A 15,342-nucleotide genomic window follows, 5' to 3' on the forward strand; every position below is an offset into this window, starting at 1 on the left:
AGAGCCCCAGAACAGGGATCCCGGTCCCGATATTTCGCGATCCTTGGCGCGGAAGGTACGTCTCAGCACGGTCGCGCTGTTTTTCGAGCGCCTTTGGCCGCGGCTCTGGCTGCTTATCGGCGTGGCGCTCGTGTTCGTCATGCTGTCGTTCCTCGGCATATGGCCCTACCTAGACCCGCACCCTCACAAAATACTGCTGGTTGCTTTCGCGGCCGCCGCCGTAGCGGCTGTCGTGTACGCGGTTCGCGTTCCCTGGCCGACGCGGGAAGACGCCATCCGGCGGATTGAGCGCCGCTCCGGGGTTCCGCACCGGCCTGCGACATCCTACGAGGACACGCTGACTTCCGGCGCTCAGAATGCCACGACGTCGGCGATCTGGCAGGCGCATCGGGAACGTCTGGCGCGGGCGATTTCGCGTCTCCGGGTCGGGCATCCGGCGCCCAGAACCGACCGCTTCGATCCCTGGGCTGTCCGCGGGCTTTTGCTCGTCATGTTCGTGCCGATTGCGGTTCTGGCGACAGGAAGCCTCAGTGATCGCCTGGCTGCCGCTTTCCGTTTCGGTACCGCCGAGTCCGGACCTCCGGCGCGCGTCGATGCCTGGGTCACGCCGCCGCCCTATACGGCGCTGCCGCCGGTGCTGCTGGCCGACGGCTCGCAGCAAAATGCCGACGACGCCAAGGACAGGATCAAATTTTTCGAGGTGCCCGATCGCAGCCTGCTGACGCTCCGGGGTGTCGGGTTCGGCGCGGATGGGGTTGCGCTGGAAGTCTTGACCGATGGCGCGACTGCGCCGGTTATCGTGCCTCCCGAAAAATCGAAGAAGGGCGATACCTCGAGCGTGTCGGAGACGCGCTACGAGATCCGCAAGTCGGCACGCGTTCGCGCTCTTTCGGGAACGCGGGAGCTTGGCCTTTGGACATTCGACGTCATCCCCGATGCGCTGCCGAAGATCGCGTTGACGAAGGAAATCACCGGCACGCCGCGCGGGTCGATGCGCGTTTTCTACAAGGCGGAAGACGACTACGGCCTTCAGAGCGCCGAAGTGAAAGTCCGCAAGGCGCCGCCGAAGCCCGTGGACGCAACAAAGTCGTGGGCGCAGCCGCCGCCGCTCACGGGGCCGCGGTTGCCGCTCGAGCGTCCGCCGGTGCTCAGCCTCAAAATTCCGCGCCCGGGGGCAAAGACGGTCGATACGTCGGCGCTCCTCGACATTGGCGAGCACCCGTGGGCCGGCCAGCGCGTTCAGCTTTGGCTCGAAGCAACGGATGTCGGCGGGCAAGTCGGGCGCAGTGAGCCGATCGAAATCGTGCTGCCGTCGCGCCGCTTCAAAAATCCGCTGGCGAGAGCTTTGGTCGAGCAGCGGCGGTACCTCGCGGAGGACTCGCGCAACCGGCCGAAGGTCGTGCGGGCGCTCGATGCGCTGACCATGGAGCCGCAGGGCTTCATCACAGACGACGGCGTCTATCTTGGTCTGCGGGCGATCTATCATCGCCTCGACCGGCAGGAGACGCGCTCGGCGATGAACGAGTCCATCGCTGAGCTTTGGCAGATCGCGCTCAAGGTCGAGGATGGTGCGCTGTCACAGGCGGAGCGCGCGCTCAAGGATGCGCAGGATCGATTGTCGGATGCCATCGAAAAGGGCGACGACAAAGAAATCCAAGATGCGATGGCGGATCTGAAGAAACGCCTCAACGACTATCTCAACGAAATGCAGAAGAACGCGGAGAAGGAGAATCCTTCCGGCGATCAGCAGCAGGGCGATCAGAACCAGGAGCTCGGCCAGCAAGATCTCGACCAGATGATGAAGGATCTGGAGAAGAGCGCGCGGGAAGGCTCGCGCGACGATGCCGAGAAGATGCTTTCCGAGTTGCGCGAGTTGATGGATCGTCTGCAGGCGAGCAATTCGCCCGAGGCACGCGCCCAGCAGCAGCGCGCTCAGCAGATGATGAAGAAGCTCAATGAGCTGAGCGACCTCACCGGCAAGCAGCAGCAGCTGATGGACGACACGTACGGTCAGCAGCGCCGCCAGGAAGGACAAGGCGGCTCGCAGGATGATCCGAACGGTCAGGGGTCACCGAAGACCGGCAAAGGCAAGCAGGGTCAGCAAGGCCAGGGTCGCCAGCAAGGCGGCCAGGGCGACATGGATGCCGATCAGGAGGGTGGCGGCCAGCAGGGCCAAGGCCAGCAGGGTTCGCAGGGCAACTCCGCCGGGCGGCAACAGCACGGCAAGGGCAGCTTGCAGGATCGTCAGGCGCAGCTTCGCAACGAACTCGACAAGCTGAAAAAAGATCTCGAGGAAATGGGTGCGGGCGATCCCGACAAGCTCGGCAATGCGCAGGATGCGATGGGCAGGGCCGAGGATGCGCTGAAGCAAAACGATCTTGCCGAAGCTGCCGATCAGCAGGGGCAGGCGCTCGAGCAGATGCGCCAAAGCGCTCAGCAGATGGCCGAGCAGATGCAGAAGAATGCACAGCAGCGTTTGGGCCGCGGCGGCAACTCTCCACGCGATCCGATGGGCCGGCCGCAGCGCGCGCAGGGGCCTGATCTCGGCACGTCCGTGAAGGTGCCGGACGCGATCGACGCACAGCGTGCGCGCGAAATCCTCGAAGAGCTGCGCAAGCGTTCGGGTGAGAGCCTCAGGCCGCAGGACGAACTCGAATACATCGACCGGCTGCTGAAGCGGTTTTAGCGTGTTTCAGCGTTGCCTCAATCTTCGGGGGGACCTCGAATGCAGCAAGCCAATCATTACGATCGACGCGCCGTTCTTGGAGGTCTCGTATTGGCGCTATCGTCGCTGACGACTGGCGTCTCGGCTCAATCAGCCCCGACCCTCAAGGTTTTCAAAGACCCCAACTGCCGATGCTGCACCGCCTGGGTTGAGCATTTGCGTAGTCATGGGTTCGAGACGACCGTATCCGAAACATTGGAAATGAAGGCCTTGAAAGCGCGCTTGGGCGTGCCGGCCGCGCTCTCGTCCTGTCACACAGCAGAGCTTTCGGGATATGTGATCGAGGGGCATGTGCCGTTCCATGCCATCCAACGGCTGCTGGCCGAGAAACCCCAGGCCATCGGACTCGCGGTTCCCGGAATGCCCGCTGGGTCACCCGGCATGGGTGGTGAGCCGGAACCCTATGAAGTGGTGATCTTTACAAAAGATGGGCAGCGGTCGTTTGGCCGTTACAAAGCCGATCGCCCCATATCGTAAAAGGGACAGTTAGCTTCTCCGTTTGGCTCTTGAGGGATGCTCGGGATGAGCCCGCGGATGACCGCTAAAAAGCAGCGCTTCTATCGTCTCGATCAGGTGCTCGATAACGCGCATCATTGCCGTTCTCCGATTGCGTTGTTCGCTGACGGAACGGTGCGCCCGGCGCACGCGCCAGACAAACGGCATTGCTTTACAGGACGTGTAAGGAATTGTTACATCGGGCATGGCCCGCAGACTGCCGCCGCTCAATGCCCTGAAAGCGTTCGAAGCCGCCGCGCGGCTATCGAGTTTTTCGCGCGCGGCTGAAGAGCTCAACGTCACGCACGCCGCGATCAGCCGCCATATCCGCACGCTCGAATCCGAGTTCCGGACGCCGCTCTTCGAGCGGACGGGCCGCGGCGTCGTGCTGACAGAAGCCGGGCAATCACTCGCTCAGGAGTTGACGAAGGGGTTCGATCTGATCGCCGCTGCGTCGAGCCGCTTCGCGCGTCCATCGCGGCGGCGCAAGCGATTGGTCGTGACGTCGGATGTTTCGTTTGCGGCCCTCTGGCTGGTGCCCCGGCTCGGAAAGTTCACCGAGCTTCATCCGGGCATCGATATCGTTCTCGATCCGAGTCACCGGCTCGTCGATTTCGCGAAGGAAGATGTCGATATCGGTATCCGCTTCGGTGGCGGCGAATGGAGCGGGGTCGATGTGCGGAAGCTCGCCGACGCGGGATTGATGCTTGTCTCCAGTCCGAAATTCCTGGCGGACAATCCTCTCTCGGCGCCCGCCGATCTCGACGGCGCTCTTCTCATCCAGGAGACGGCGAAGGAGTGCTGGAACGCGTGGCTTACTGCTGCGGGAATTTCCGGCCGCGTGGTGCCGTCGGGGCCAACGCTCAATGGCGATCTTGCGCTCGCCGCGGCGGAAGCGGGGCAAGGCTTCGCGCTCGCCGATCAGATTCAAGCCGGAGATGCGCTTCTTGCGAAGCGGCTCGTGCGGCCGTTCCATATCGTCGTGTCGCGGCAGGGTTACTATCTCGTCAGCCGCGCAGGCGCAAAAACTCCCGATGCCGCGGCCGTTTTTGAGACGTGGCTTACCGCCGAGCTTCGGACGTTCGAAGCGACGCTTGCCGCTTACTTCGCTCCGGCGGTTTTCGGCACGAAGCGTGTGAGGAAGCCGCCGATCACCTGATGGCTCGTCAGGCGAGCGCCTGCCCAACCATACGGGGGTTCTTCGCCGCTCCACCAGCGCGAGAACTGGTTCCACATGTCGATCGGGTACCACGAGCCGTCACGGCCGGTGAGCGGACCCCAATAGTCGGACGACGTGAATTTGTATTCGACGAACACAGAACCGGTCGGAAGCCGGAACTCGAGACCGAAGAGAGCCTGACCGGCGGGGCCGGTATATTGATATTCGTAGGTTCGCGACGGGTCGGTCTTGGGAAAAATTTCGGAATGCGGGAACGAGAGCCCGGCTCCCGCGCCGAGGTACGGCGAAACAATTCCGAGTGACGGCAGACGGATCATGCCATTGAGCGTCAGCATGTTATGGCCATGCGTCCATTCGAGCTTTTTGAAATAGTCTCGCGGTTTCGCCGTGGGGGGCACCGGCTTGCCGTCAACCGTGCCTTCGAAATTCGCCTCCTTGTCGAGCGGCGCGTAGACCTTCGAGTGCGTGAAGTCGAGCATCGAGCCGAAGCGGCCCGTGAACCAACGCTGGAGGCGGACGCCGTAGTAGAGCGGGTTTTCGAAGGGCAGCGTGTACCATTCGACGTTCTTGATCGTGAGATCGGTGCCGCCCTTCTTCACGAGGTGGAAGTCGCTCGGGTAGTGATAGGGCGCGCCGAGGTAGGCGCCGAAATCGGTTTCGCGTCCGGGGTGGAGGGCCGTCGATACGGGAACGCCATTCGAGGCTCTGGACGAGGCGTTGTCGCGATCACTCGGCAACGTGGCCGCCATGACGAGGCACCCCATCGTGGCGACGGCCGCGGCAACCTCGAGCGTTCGTCTTATGCCGGATGAAATGCTCGGCGCTTGGGGCCACGATAGGGACACGAGGGGCGCAACGAGGCGTTCACGTGCAAGCATTCTGGAATTCCCCCCATTAGCCGCGCTGAGGCGGCGGCTTTCGTAGCGCCTGCTGGCTGCGAGCCTTTATGCGCCTCCACCCGGCGCTTGCAAGGCATCGAGCATGCGGTTTACTGCGGCAATCTGCGGCGCGTCACGCGTAAGATACTGCGGGCCCGTGTAACCCCACCAATCCCAACAGCCTTGCGGGTTTATCGGTGAATCCGCGACTTGTGGAAAAAGCACGATGAACCGGTTCGTGTCCGCCCATCGCGCGAAGCCGGATTCCTTGACGAATGCATCGCCCACGGCCTCTCGGTTCTGCGCGCAGCCGTGGAAGGCAATGTGAACGCGGCAACCGGCCGCGTCCTTGCATGACTGGGGGATGTAGACGACGCCTGTTTCGGCAAGTCCGGCGCTGTCGTCGCTCGGGAAGAACGGGCGTTGATCGAAATCAATGAACTCGCCGCCGGGCGTTGCGGCACGCGGGTGGAGGTCGCCGTAGATGTGCTTCAGCAGCGCGCCCGCCTGATCGTAATTGCAATTGTCGATGTAAGGCGATGCGGACGCTCCGCAGGCATTGCCTTCGTTGTCCGTGATGAAGGCGTGGCCCGCAGGTAGGTTCGAGACGAGATCGATGTTCGTTTGGGGCACGCCGAGCTTTTCGTAGAACGTCGCCGCGTGGCGGACGATCGACGGCGCGACGGTGCGGTCGGAGGTTCCGGTGAAGAGATAGATGCGATCATTCACGACATCGGCGATCGGATCGATTTCGCCTTTGTCGGCGCGCTCCTTGGCCTTCGTCGCAAGGTCTTGCGGGTCGGAAACACCCCAGACGCCAAGGAGATCCAGCATGCAGCCGTTGACGGCTTTCGACAGGTTCAGGATTGCCGTTCCCGCGCCCGGCATCGTGCCGGCGAAGACGCTCTCGGAGCAGCCGTAAGGGCCGCCTGCGATAATCGCGGCACCGGCAACGCGTTTGGCGTGCGCCATTTGGAATTGTCCGGCCATGTAGGCGCCCGATGAAATGCCCGAGACAGACGTTTCATCGATTTTGGCGCCGAGCGCGGGAAGCGGCCGGTCGGATGCCGCCTTTTTCGCGGTCTCGTTGCAGCCGCCCGAGGTCAGCGGAGCGGCGGTCATTGCGACCATCAGCGCAAATTTTCGGATCGCGGCGCGGTGGCGTCTCATGGTCGGTTCGAATTCCAAAATGTGCGATGGAAGAAAATAAGGTTTAGGCGGTAATGGCGTTGTAGCTCAGGGCCCAATCCGACCCAACGTACCAGCACTCTGCACTATCGGCCGCCTGCTTCCAAACGAGACTTTTTACGCTCTCCCATCCGCCCCTTTTGAGGCTCTGATACAAATTTCTTATTTCTTCTTCGCTGGGCTCCGGCGTCAGTCCTTCCGCAAAAACGAACGACACGGGGTAAGAGGATGAGGCCGCATAGCCTTCCTCCAAGCGCGTTACCATTATTGTGACGCCGTTCAGGGATCGCCCTCGCGACCGCGTCGTGCTCGGGACGCCGAGAGGAAAGATGAGGCGTCCGCCGGGCTTCAGATTTTCGATCCAGGGGTCGGCCGGGCGCGGGATCGCAAAATTCACATATACGATGTCGACTTCGTCCTTCGGCCAGTCGCAGCCGTTGGCATGAACGACGTCAACGTTCCGGCGGCCGGAAAGATTTTCACGTGCTCTCTGGGCGCAATCGGCGTCGTATTCGACGGCGATGACGTGACCTTCGGGGCCGACGATCTCCGAAATGATGGCGGAGTAATATCCGGTGCCGGCGCCGATGTGAGCTACGCGATCGCCGGGACCCGCTGCAACTTCGTCAAGCCATCGGGCGTGAAGGGAAGGGCTGCCATTGTTGACGCCGCGTTCCTCGTCCAAGGCTATGACGACGTCCTGGTAGACGAGGGCGGGATCGCCGTTATTGGCGTAGTTTTGGAGCGACCACGGCGTCAGGATATGCCACCGGCCTCGCCCGAGAAATTTTTCGCGAGGAACGTGGGCGAACGCGTCTTCGAGCCGTTGGTTGTTCCATACGTCGGCGAGCGCCAGCATCTGGCGCGCGAAAACACGACGCAACTCGGCGAGTTCCATTGCATGCTCCTGGCGAGGACCATTGCCAGTTCTCAGCCCAAACGGGGCCGACGCAGACGGCGCTGGCGCCCATGCCGGGTTTCGCGCGTGTCCGTGTGGTCCGACTATCTTAGTCTGATAAAGGCCCGGTCGGTACGGCCATTGGCGTCGATCACCGTGAGCTTGGCGAAGCCTGCGCCCGCGGGCTGCCATGCCGCTTCGCGCGTGTGGGCGTCCGATTGGATCGGCTTGCCGTCAACGAGCCAGGTGAGCGGCAGCGCGCCTCCGTCCGCCTTGAGCACAAGGGGCTCGCCGTCGAGGTCGGTTTCGGCGATTTCGGACTGATCCGGCGGGAAAGAGATCAGCACGGGCGGCTGGAGGTATTTGCCGCCGGCCGGGTCGTCCCCCGGGTCGCGCCAGCGTTTGAGCGGCGCGGGCAGATCGGCGTTCGTTCCCCGAATGACGTTGGCCGGTGCGCCCTGCAGCGGGACACGGGGGCCGGGTACGCGCTCGAAGGCGTCGAACAGGATAGGTGCGGCGGCGCTTCGGCCCATCAAGCCCGGAATGCTCGAATTGTCCGGACGGCCGACCCAAACGGCGATCACGTAGCGGCCGTCATAGCCGATGGCCCAGGCGTCGCGATAGCCGTAGGACGTTCCGGTCTTGTAGGCGAAGCGGCCGCCCTTGGCGTTGAGCGGGGGCGGGGCGTCTTTCAGAATGTCCGTCACATACCAGGCGGCGAGCGGCGACATCAAACGGTGGGCGTTGACGAGCGGCCTGACGTGCGTCGTCGCCCAGATCTTGCCGCGCTGATCGTAGCGATGGGTCAGCATGATGCCGTCGCCGCCGCGTGCGAGGCCCGCATAAAGAGTCGTCAATTCTTCGAGTGTCAGTCCTGTTCCGCCGAGGGCCATTGCGAGCGTCGGCTCGGACTTATCGGGAAAGCGTGCCGTCACTCCGGCGCGGCGGAAGCGGCCGGCGAGTTTGCCGGGTCCGACGCGCGCGAGCACGCGCACAGCCGGTACGTTCAACGATTGCTCGAGCGCTTCGCGTATCGAGACAGTGCCGTGATAGCCCTCGTCGAAATTTTTCGGCGCGTAGTTTCCGAAGCGGACGGGGCGATCTTCGATCAGCGTTTGAGGATGCGCGAGGCCCGCTTCGAAGGCGAGCCCATAAATGAAGGGCTTCAGCGTCGAGCCCGGAGAGCGCACCGCCGTCGCCATATCGACTGCGCCGTGGCGCGTCCTGTCCATGTAATCGGCGGAGCCGACCTCGGCGAGGATTTCGCCCGTCTGGTGGTCGGCGACGATGATGGCCGTCGATACGTTGTCGCCGATCGTCCGGGCGTGCTCCACCGCGAGGCGTTCGAGGTTGCTCTGAAGATTGCGTTCGAGCGTCAGCTTGATGACGTTCTCGGTGGGGCGCGCGGCGACTTCCGCCTCGGCGAGATGCGGCGCGAACATCGGGAAGGCGTAGCGGATAGATGGAATGCGTTCGGCTTTGGCTCTTTCCGCTTCCGCAGCCGTGATGACATTCGCTGCCACGGCGCGGGTCAGGACGCGATCGCGGGCGCGGCGAGCGGCTTCCGGGTTCCGGTCGAGACGGCGCATTTCCGGCGATTGCGGAAGGGCGACGAGCAGCGCGCACTCTCCGAGCGAGAGGCGGCGCGGTTCCTTGCCGAAATAGGCGAGTGATGCGGCTCTGACGCCTTCGAGGTTGCCGCCGAACGGCGCCATGCGAAGGTAGAGTTTCAAGATCTCGGTTTTCGATAGCGCGCGTTCGAGTTCGATGGCGCGCGCCATCTGGCGGAGCTTGCCGCCTGCGGTGCGCTCGTGCTTGCCGTCGAGGAGACGTGCGACCTGCATCGTCAATGTCGAGCCGCCCGACACGAGGCGGCCGTGGCGCATCATCTGCAGGATGGCGCGGGTGACGGCTTTCGGATCGACGCCGTGGTGGCTGTAGAAGCGCTTGTCTTCAAACGCGAACAGCATCTTCAAATAATGCTGATCGACATCCTTCGGATCGACCGGCAGCCGCCATTTGCCCTCAGTCGTGGTGAAGGCACGCAGCAGGCGATCGTCGCGATCAACGACCGTTACGGACACGGCTTTCGCCTGTTCGAGCGGCAGCGGACCGGCGTCGGCGAAGGCTTTGAGATATAGGCCGTAGGCGGCGCCTGCGAAGATGAGCAGCGAAACGCTTGCTGCCATTGCGATGTGGCGGAGTGTGAATCTCTTGTCGGATTCCCCTCCCCCTCCGCGGGGAGGGGTTAGGGGTGGGGGGATCGTGCTCGGGCTGCTCCCCACCCCCGACCCCTCCCCGTCAAGGGGAGGGGAGAAGAGGCGGAGGGGAACGAGAGTTGAGAAGCGCCGGAGGAGAGTGGCTGATGCTTGGGGCACAACCTGCTCATCACCCCCGCTCCGGCCCTCCCCCTTTTGGGGGGAGGATTGGAACAAAGTGGACTTGATGCGTTTTGCAAAGAGCCCCAGCCTCACGTCGTATTACTCCTTTGCCGAGACGGTGAGCTGACCCGCGGCCGAGCGCGCGTAACGCTCGGGGCGATACATGTCTTCGACGGTTGCCGCGGGATGGACAAAGATCCCGGGGTTCACGGCGCGGACGATGTAGGCGAGCGTCACCGTCACGGCTTGCGGCTTTTTCTGCGCCGTGCCGTCAGGCAGGACGACCGAGCCATCATCCGGCGTTTCGACCGAGTTCTGATCAACGCCTTCGACCGAGCTGCCGTTGTCGCCGTTCGAAGTATCGGACGAGGTGCGCACGTTGGCGAAGTTGAAGGCCGCCACGAAGCGATCGTCGCGGAACTCGGTGTGCTCGGGGTCGGCCGTCGATTTCAGCCACGAGAGGCCCGCAATCGCGCCGCTGTCGACGAGATGCGGATTCTCGATTTCGAAACCGGCGGGCAAGCGATCGACGACCATGACGCGGCCTGCCGGCTCGTCAGACGTTACCTTGACGGTGATGACGAAGCGATCGTTCTGCTTCACCTCGGTCTTGCCGCCGTTGAGGCTTGCGAGATCGACTTTCTTGCCGTCAAGCGCGTAGGCCTGACGCTCGATCTTGAAGCCTTTCGAGGCTGGCGGTTCCGGCGTCAGCGCGGCGCCGATGACGGAGATCACGGCATCGACGGCGGTGTCGCCGTTGTTGGTGATCGTCAGCGTGCCGTCTTTCAGCTCGGCCGGTTTCAGGCCTTTGAGCAATGGGCCGTTGATCGGCTTGCCATCGATCGACAGCGTCGTCGCCTTCACCTCGTCGTTCAAGGCTTTCGCTGCGAGAAGCATCCATGCCTGTTCTTGCGTCGAGGTATAGCTGCGGGTCTCGTAGGCCTTGGCGATGACGGTTGCGAGCTTCGGCTGTGCGTCGCGGGCGACGCCGGTTTCGGCGGCGAGCGTCACGAGTGCGGCGCCGTCGCGAAGCATCGAGCCGTAGTCGCTGCGGTAGCCGGAATCGGGCTTATCCGGCATGGCTGCGAGAGCGGCTGCGAACACCCGCTCGGCGCGTTCCTTGTCGCCCATCATCGCCAGCGCGGCACCGACTTGCGCTTTGGCGAGCGGCGTCGAGAAACGTTCGATGCGTTCGTCGGCGTAGTAGCGGAGATCGCCGACAGGCGCGCGGCCGTTACGGGAGAGAACGTAGAGCGCGTATGCACGATCTTCGCCGCCCTTCTCGAAGTCGGACGCGTAGGCGATGAAGTTCTGCAGTTTATCGAGGGCGCGATTGAAGCCCTCGCGCGGCACGTCGTATTTCGCTTCCTTGGCGCGCGTCAGGAAGTCCGTCACGTAGGCGGTCAGCCAGAGGTCGGTCGATGACGGACCCCACACGCCGAACGCCCCGGTCGAGTCCTGCATGTCGAAGACGCGGGCGATTGCGCCTTGCACGCGTTCCTTGAGGGCTTTGTCCTCGGCGAGGCCGATTTGCGCCGCGACCGCGTTGGCGACGACGAGCGGCATCGCGCGCGACACCGTCTGCTCGGCGCAGCCGTAGGGATAACGGTCGAGCTGAGCCAGAAGCGTCGGCACGTCGAGACGCGCGGCCGGGCCGACGGAGAGGTTGATGCGCGTCCGCGACGGGATCAGATCCTGCGCAAGATCGCGCGTGACCTGCAACTTGCCGCCGGGTTTCAGCGACGAGATCGTCGTGCGTTTGATATCGCCGGCGGGCGGCAGGACCTCGAATGTCATCTCGCGCTTGACGCGAATGTCGTTCGGGCCGGTGACGACAGCCTTGAGTGTGATCGGACCGATATCGGCGGGTTTGAAGGCGATGCGCTGAAGCGTGCGTTCGCCGCCTTTCAGGTCCGCCGTCTTGTCGGCAATCTCGGTGAGCGTTTCGTTGGTGTCGTCGCCATCCTTTTTGGAAAGCGCGAGCTTGTACGCCGCCGCCGGTCCGTCGATGTTGTGAATGCTGAAGCCGAGGTTCACCTCGTCTCCGAGCGTCATGAAGCGCGGCACGGCAACGGTCAGCGCCACCGCGTCCCGTACGATCAGATCGCCGGACCCGTGGCCGACCTTGTCTTTGCTCCAGGCGACAGCCATGACGCGGACGGTGCCGTTGAAGTCGGGAAGTTCGAAGTCGACGCTTGCGGTGCCGTCTTCCTTGACGCGAACGAGGCCGGAGAAGAGCGACACGACCGTTTCGACCGTCGGGTTGCCCTGGAGGGCTGCTCCGCCGTCGCCGCCTGAGCGCAGCTTGCCGCGATCGGCGCGCATGCCGTCGATGAGTTTGCCGTAGAAGTCGCGGATTTCGAACGACAGCTTCTGCTGCTCGGAGAAATATTTCTCCGGCGCCGGCGTTTCGTAACGCGTCAGGTTGAGGATGCCGAGATCGACGGCGGCGACGACAACGCGCGCGTCTTCACCAGGCGACAGACCTTCGACCTTCAGCGGCACAGTGAACGTGCTTCCGGATTTTACTTTTTCGGGAAGCGTCACGGCAACTTTCAGATGCTTGCCGCTCTGGTCGATCGGCAGCCAGCGGACGCCGATGGCGCGGCTCGGCATGCGCTTCTGGCTCTCGTTCATCGGGCGATAGAGAATAGCCGTCGCGTAGGCGCCGGGGCCCCATTCGTCGGAGATTGGGATTTCAACCTCACCGCCGCCCTTGGCGATGTCGACTTCCTTCATCAGGTGGAGGCCGGTGCCGAGCACTGAGATCAGCGCCTTGCCGCCGAGTTTCGAGGCTATGCGCAGCTTCGCGGTCTCGCCGGATTTGTAGCTGTTCTTATCGAGCGCGACGTCGAGCTGCTCGGGGCTGTCGACGTTGTCGCTTGCCGTGTACCAGCCGGCGTTGAAGAGCACGCTCGAAGCCGGGCCGTCGGCATCGTTCGAGGCGACGTCGAGGCGATAGCGGCCCCACTGGATGGGCTGCGAAATTTTCGCGGCGCCGTCGGCGGTGACGGTGAGAGCGCCGTTGCCGATCTTGCGCTTCACGGTGACGGCTTCGTACGTCCACGATCCGTCGCGGCGATACCACTGCCAGTTCGTATCCAGGCGCGTCAGCGTCCACGTGAGATTGCTGTTGGCTTCAGGTTTGCCGTCAGCACCCAGAAGCACGACGTCGAAATCGGCGTTCTGGCCTTCGGCCGCGGTGAAGTTGTCAAACAGCGGCTTGATGCCGATGCGCTCGAGCTTCAAGTCGACGGGCAGCGTGATGTTACGTTCGATCGTGCGGCCGCCGTCCTCGCGGAGCTTGACGGTGATCGCGGCTTCGAGCGGCTTCGGCGTCTTCGGCATTTGCGGCAGGACGATCGGGATCGCGGCTTTGCCATCCTTGTCCATCGCAAGGCTCGCTTCGAGCGGCTGGCGCGCGGGGTTCACGAGTTCATCGGCCTGTCCGAAGACATATCCGGCGAAGCCAGGCACGTCCTTGTTCGAGGCTTTGACGACGACTTCGCCTTCGATGCCGAGGCCGGCGGCCGGCGGTCCGTAGAGGTAGCGGCCATCGGCGTTGATTGTTTGATTTTCGTCGGGCGTCAGAGCCGGAATGGCGGCCGAGAGCGTCATGTCGAGGCGTTCGGGCACGAAGTCTTCGACGAGGAAGCTTTTCTCCGCAATCGGCTCGGCTTTGGGGTCCGTGTAGAGCCGCAGACGCCACGTTCCGGTCATCGCGGCTTTAGCGAGCGGTACGGCGAGCGCGCGGCCGCCGAGGCCCTGATCGTTCATCACGAGGCGCGTCTGCTCGACGCCGTCGGGCCGGAAGAGCATCAGCGTCGTCGGCACGGCTGATGATTTGCCGAACTGGTCGCGAACGAGAGCGGTGACGTTGACTTCCTCGCCGCCGCGGTAGACGCCGCGTTCGGTGTAGACGTAAGCATCGACGGGGCCCGACGGGTCGCGGCCTTGGACGCCTCGGTCAGACAGATCGAAGGCGTTGAGCGTCAGGTCGAGGAAGGCGTATTCGCCCTCGCCCTTCTGCGCGACGAGGATTGCGGGCGCGGTGCCACCTTCGCCTTTCGTTATCGCCGCATCGAACTTTGCATAGCCGCGATCATCGGTCGTCGCGGTTGCGAGCACTTCGTTGTTGCGGGCGATCAGCTTGACCGAGGTTCCAGCGACGGCCGTTGCTTCCGTCAGAGAGCGAACGAGCGCGTGAACGCCATCGTTGCCGGTGAACGCGGTGAGGCCGAGGTCGGAGACGATGAACCATTGCGTCGCGCGCTCGTAGCTTTCTTCCTTCTGTTTTTCGGTGGGCTTCGCAACCATGACGTAGACGCCCGGCTCGAGCTTGCCTGTCGCGTCGGTGACGGGGACGGCGGTCGACACCTCCTCGTTGAGCTTGGACGTTATATCCATCTGGCCTTGATAGACCTTGATGCCCGAACGATCGCGGATGTTGTCGACGTCGTAGCTCGAAAGCTGACGCTGCATGTCGCCGGATTGAAGCGTCGTAGCTAAGCTTCTGTCGCCGATGCGGTAGACTTCGACGTCGATCTTGTTCGTGTTGATCGTGGTGACGGGGATGCCCTGCTGTCCGCGTGACGGCAGCACGTAGGCTTTGCCGCTGAAGCGGACGAACGCGGAGCGATCCGGCACGTAGACTGCGATGTTCGCCGTCTTCAGCAGCGTCTCGCCGATGTCGGAGGGGAGACCTGCGCGGATTTGCACTTCATAGCGCTCGCCGTGCTTCAGACCTTCGAGGCAAAGCTGCTTGCCTTCCTGGACGAGGTTCTGCGGATCCTTGCCGCCGACGGAGATGAATTTGGCGACGTCCGTCTGCGTGCGCGAAAGATCTTCCGAGAACTGGAGGCAGAGACGCGGCGGCGTCGCCTCGTTGTCGGTCTTGTAATCCGTCATGCGGAAACCGTACTCGCCGCGGAGGCGGTCATACATTTCGCGCGTGGTCTGATCGTCGGCGAGCGTGAGGCTGAGGCTCAGCGCGTCGATCGCCGGGCGCCAGTAGGACCGGGTTTCGAGCGTGCGGCCGAGAACATAAAGCGCGTGCGCCTTTTGCGTGTCGTCGGTCGCGCGCTGATATCCGCGGTAGGCGGCGCCCGAAGCGTAAATCGGCAGGTCGTAGCGTTCGCCGCCCTTGTCGGGATCAGGCTTGATCGCGAGCAGGGCTTCGGCGAGGCGCGTCCAGGCGGCTGAATCTTTCTCATCGACGGCGACCGCATTGGCGAGGGATCTCGATGCGGCCCTTGGATCGGTTGCGAAAACTTTTTCCGCTTCGGACTTCAGCGCGGCGGCCGATTTGCCGTCCGGTTTCCAATTGGCCTTGAGATAGGTCTCGTAGCGTTTCGCATCCGCCGCAATCCCTGCGTGCAGGAAGGGTTTCTCGGTGGCGCTGGCGCTTGAGAACGTGGCCAGTAGGAGAGCGAAAAACACTGCAAGGCGCGCGATGACGTGCATGGGGTGGCATCCTGTTTGAGTGCCTGACGATCGGAGCTTCGTTCGGCACACGGTGGCGCACGGAACTCAGTCCGGGCGGAGTATCGCTAATCGGCGAGTGTTTCAAAAGCCCAACAGGGGCCAAGGGCCGAAGC

8 protein-coding genes are annotated in these 15,342 nt (G+C 63.3%); 3 read left to right on the forward strand and 5 right to left on the reverse strand.

The genetic code is table 11. The features are described from left to right. Positions 1-43 precede the first annotated feature (43 nt). The 3 genes from BM399_RS00280 (at position 44) to gcvA (ending at position 4,379) form a co-directional block, all read left to right on the forward strand. The gene (locus BM399_RS00280) at positions 44-2,686 is read left to right on the forward strand and encodes a TIGR02302 family protein (RefSeq protein ID WP_244531000.1); all 2,643 of its coding nucleotides are present in this window, start codon (positions 44-46) and stop codon (positions 2,684-2,686) included. Between the two features lie 39 nt (positions 2,687-2,725). Beyond that, positions 2,726-3,202, forward strand: a complete 477-nt coding sequence (locus tag BM399_RS00285; protein ID WP_092862582.1) for a DUF411 domain-containing protein — start codon at positions 2,726-2,728, stop codon at positions 3,200-3,202. Positions 3,203-3,425: 223 nt separating this feature from the next. Continuing rightward, positions 3,426-4,379: a transcriptional regulator GcvA gene (gene gcvA / locus BM399_RS00290; RefSeq protein ID WP_092862585.1), complete on the forward strand. Its 954-nt coding sequence runs from the start codon at positions 3,426-3,428 to the stop codon at positions 4,377-4,379. On the opposite strand, the gene BM399_RS00295 is transcribed toward gcvA, so the two are convergent. The 5 genes from BM399_RS00295 to BM399_RS00315 all read right to left on the reverse strand — a co-directional run bounded on the left by BM399_RS00295 (position 4,322) and on the right by BM399_RS00315 (position 15,208). Beyond that, positions 4,322-5,278 (reverse strand): hypothetical protein, encoded by a 957-nt coding sequence (locus BM399_RS00295; protein WP_092862588.1) that lies wholly within the window; start codon positions 5,276-5,278, stop codon positions 4,322-4,324. The two genes, gcvA and BM399_RS00295, sit on opposite strands and share 58 nt — an antisense overlap. Positions 5,279-5,344: 66 nt before the next feature. After that, positions 5,345-6,448: an extracellular catalytic domain type 2 short-chain-length polyhydroxyalkanoate depolymerase gene (locus BM399_RS00300; protein WP_244531001.1), complete on the reverse strand. Its 1,104-nt coding sequence runs from the start codon at positions 6,446-6,448 to the stop codon at positions 5,345-5,347. Between the two features lie 43 nt (positions 6,449-6,491). Continuing rightward, complete coding sequence (locus BM399_RS00305) at positions 6,492-7,364, reverse strand: protein-L-isoaspartate O-methyltransferase family protein (RefSeq protein WP_092862590.1); 873 nt, start codon at positions 7,362-7,364, stop codon at positions 6,492-6,494. Between the two features lie 104 nt (positions 7,365-7,468). Then, positions 7,469-9,553 (reverse strand): penicillin-binding protein 1C, encoded by a 2,085-nt coding sequence (gene pbpC / locus BM399_RS00310; RefSeq protein ID WP_177227996.1) that lies wholly within the window; start codon positions 9,551-9,553, stop codon positions 7,469-7,471. Positions 9,554-9,844: 291 nt separating this feature from the next. Next, positions 9,845-15,208 carry an alpha-2-macroglobulin family protein gene (locus tag BM399_RS00315; protein ID WP_092862593.1) on the reverse strand — a complete coding sequence of 1,788 codons (5,364 nt, stop codon included), beginning with the start codon at positions 15,206-15,208 and terminating at the stop codon, positions 9,845-9,847. Positions 15,209-15,342: the final 134 nt, after the last annotated feature.

Source organism: Hyphomicrobium facile, from assembly GCF_900116175.1.
Lineage (GTDB): Bacteria > Pseudomonadota > Alphaproteobacteria > Rhizobiales > Hyphomicrobiaceae > Hyphomicrobium_B > Hyphomicrobium_B facile.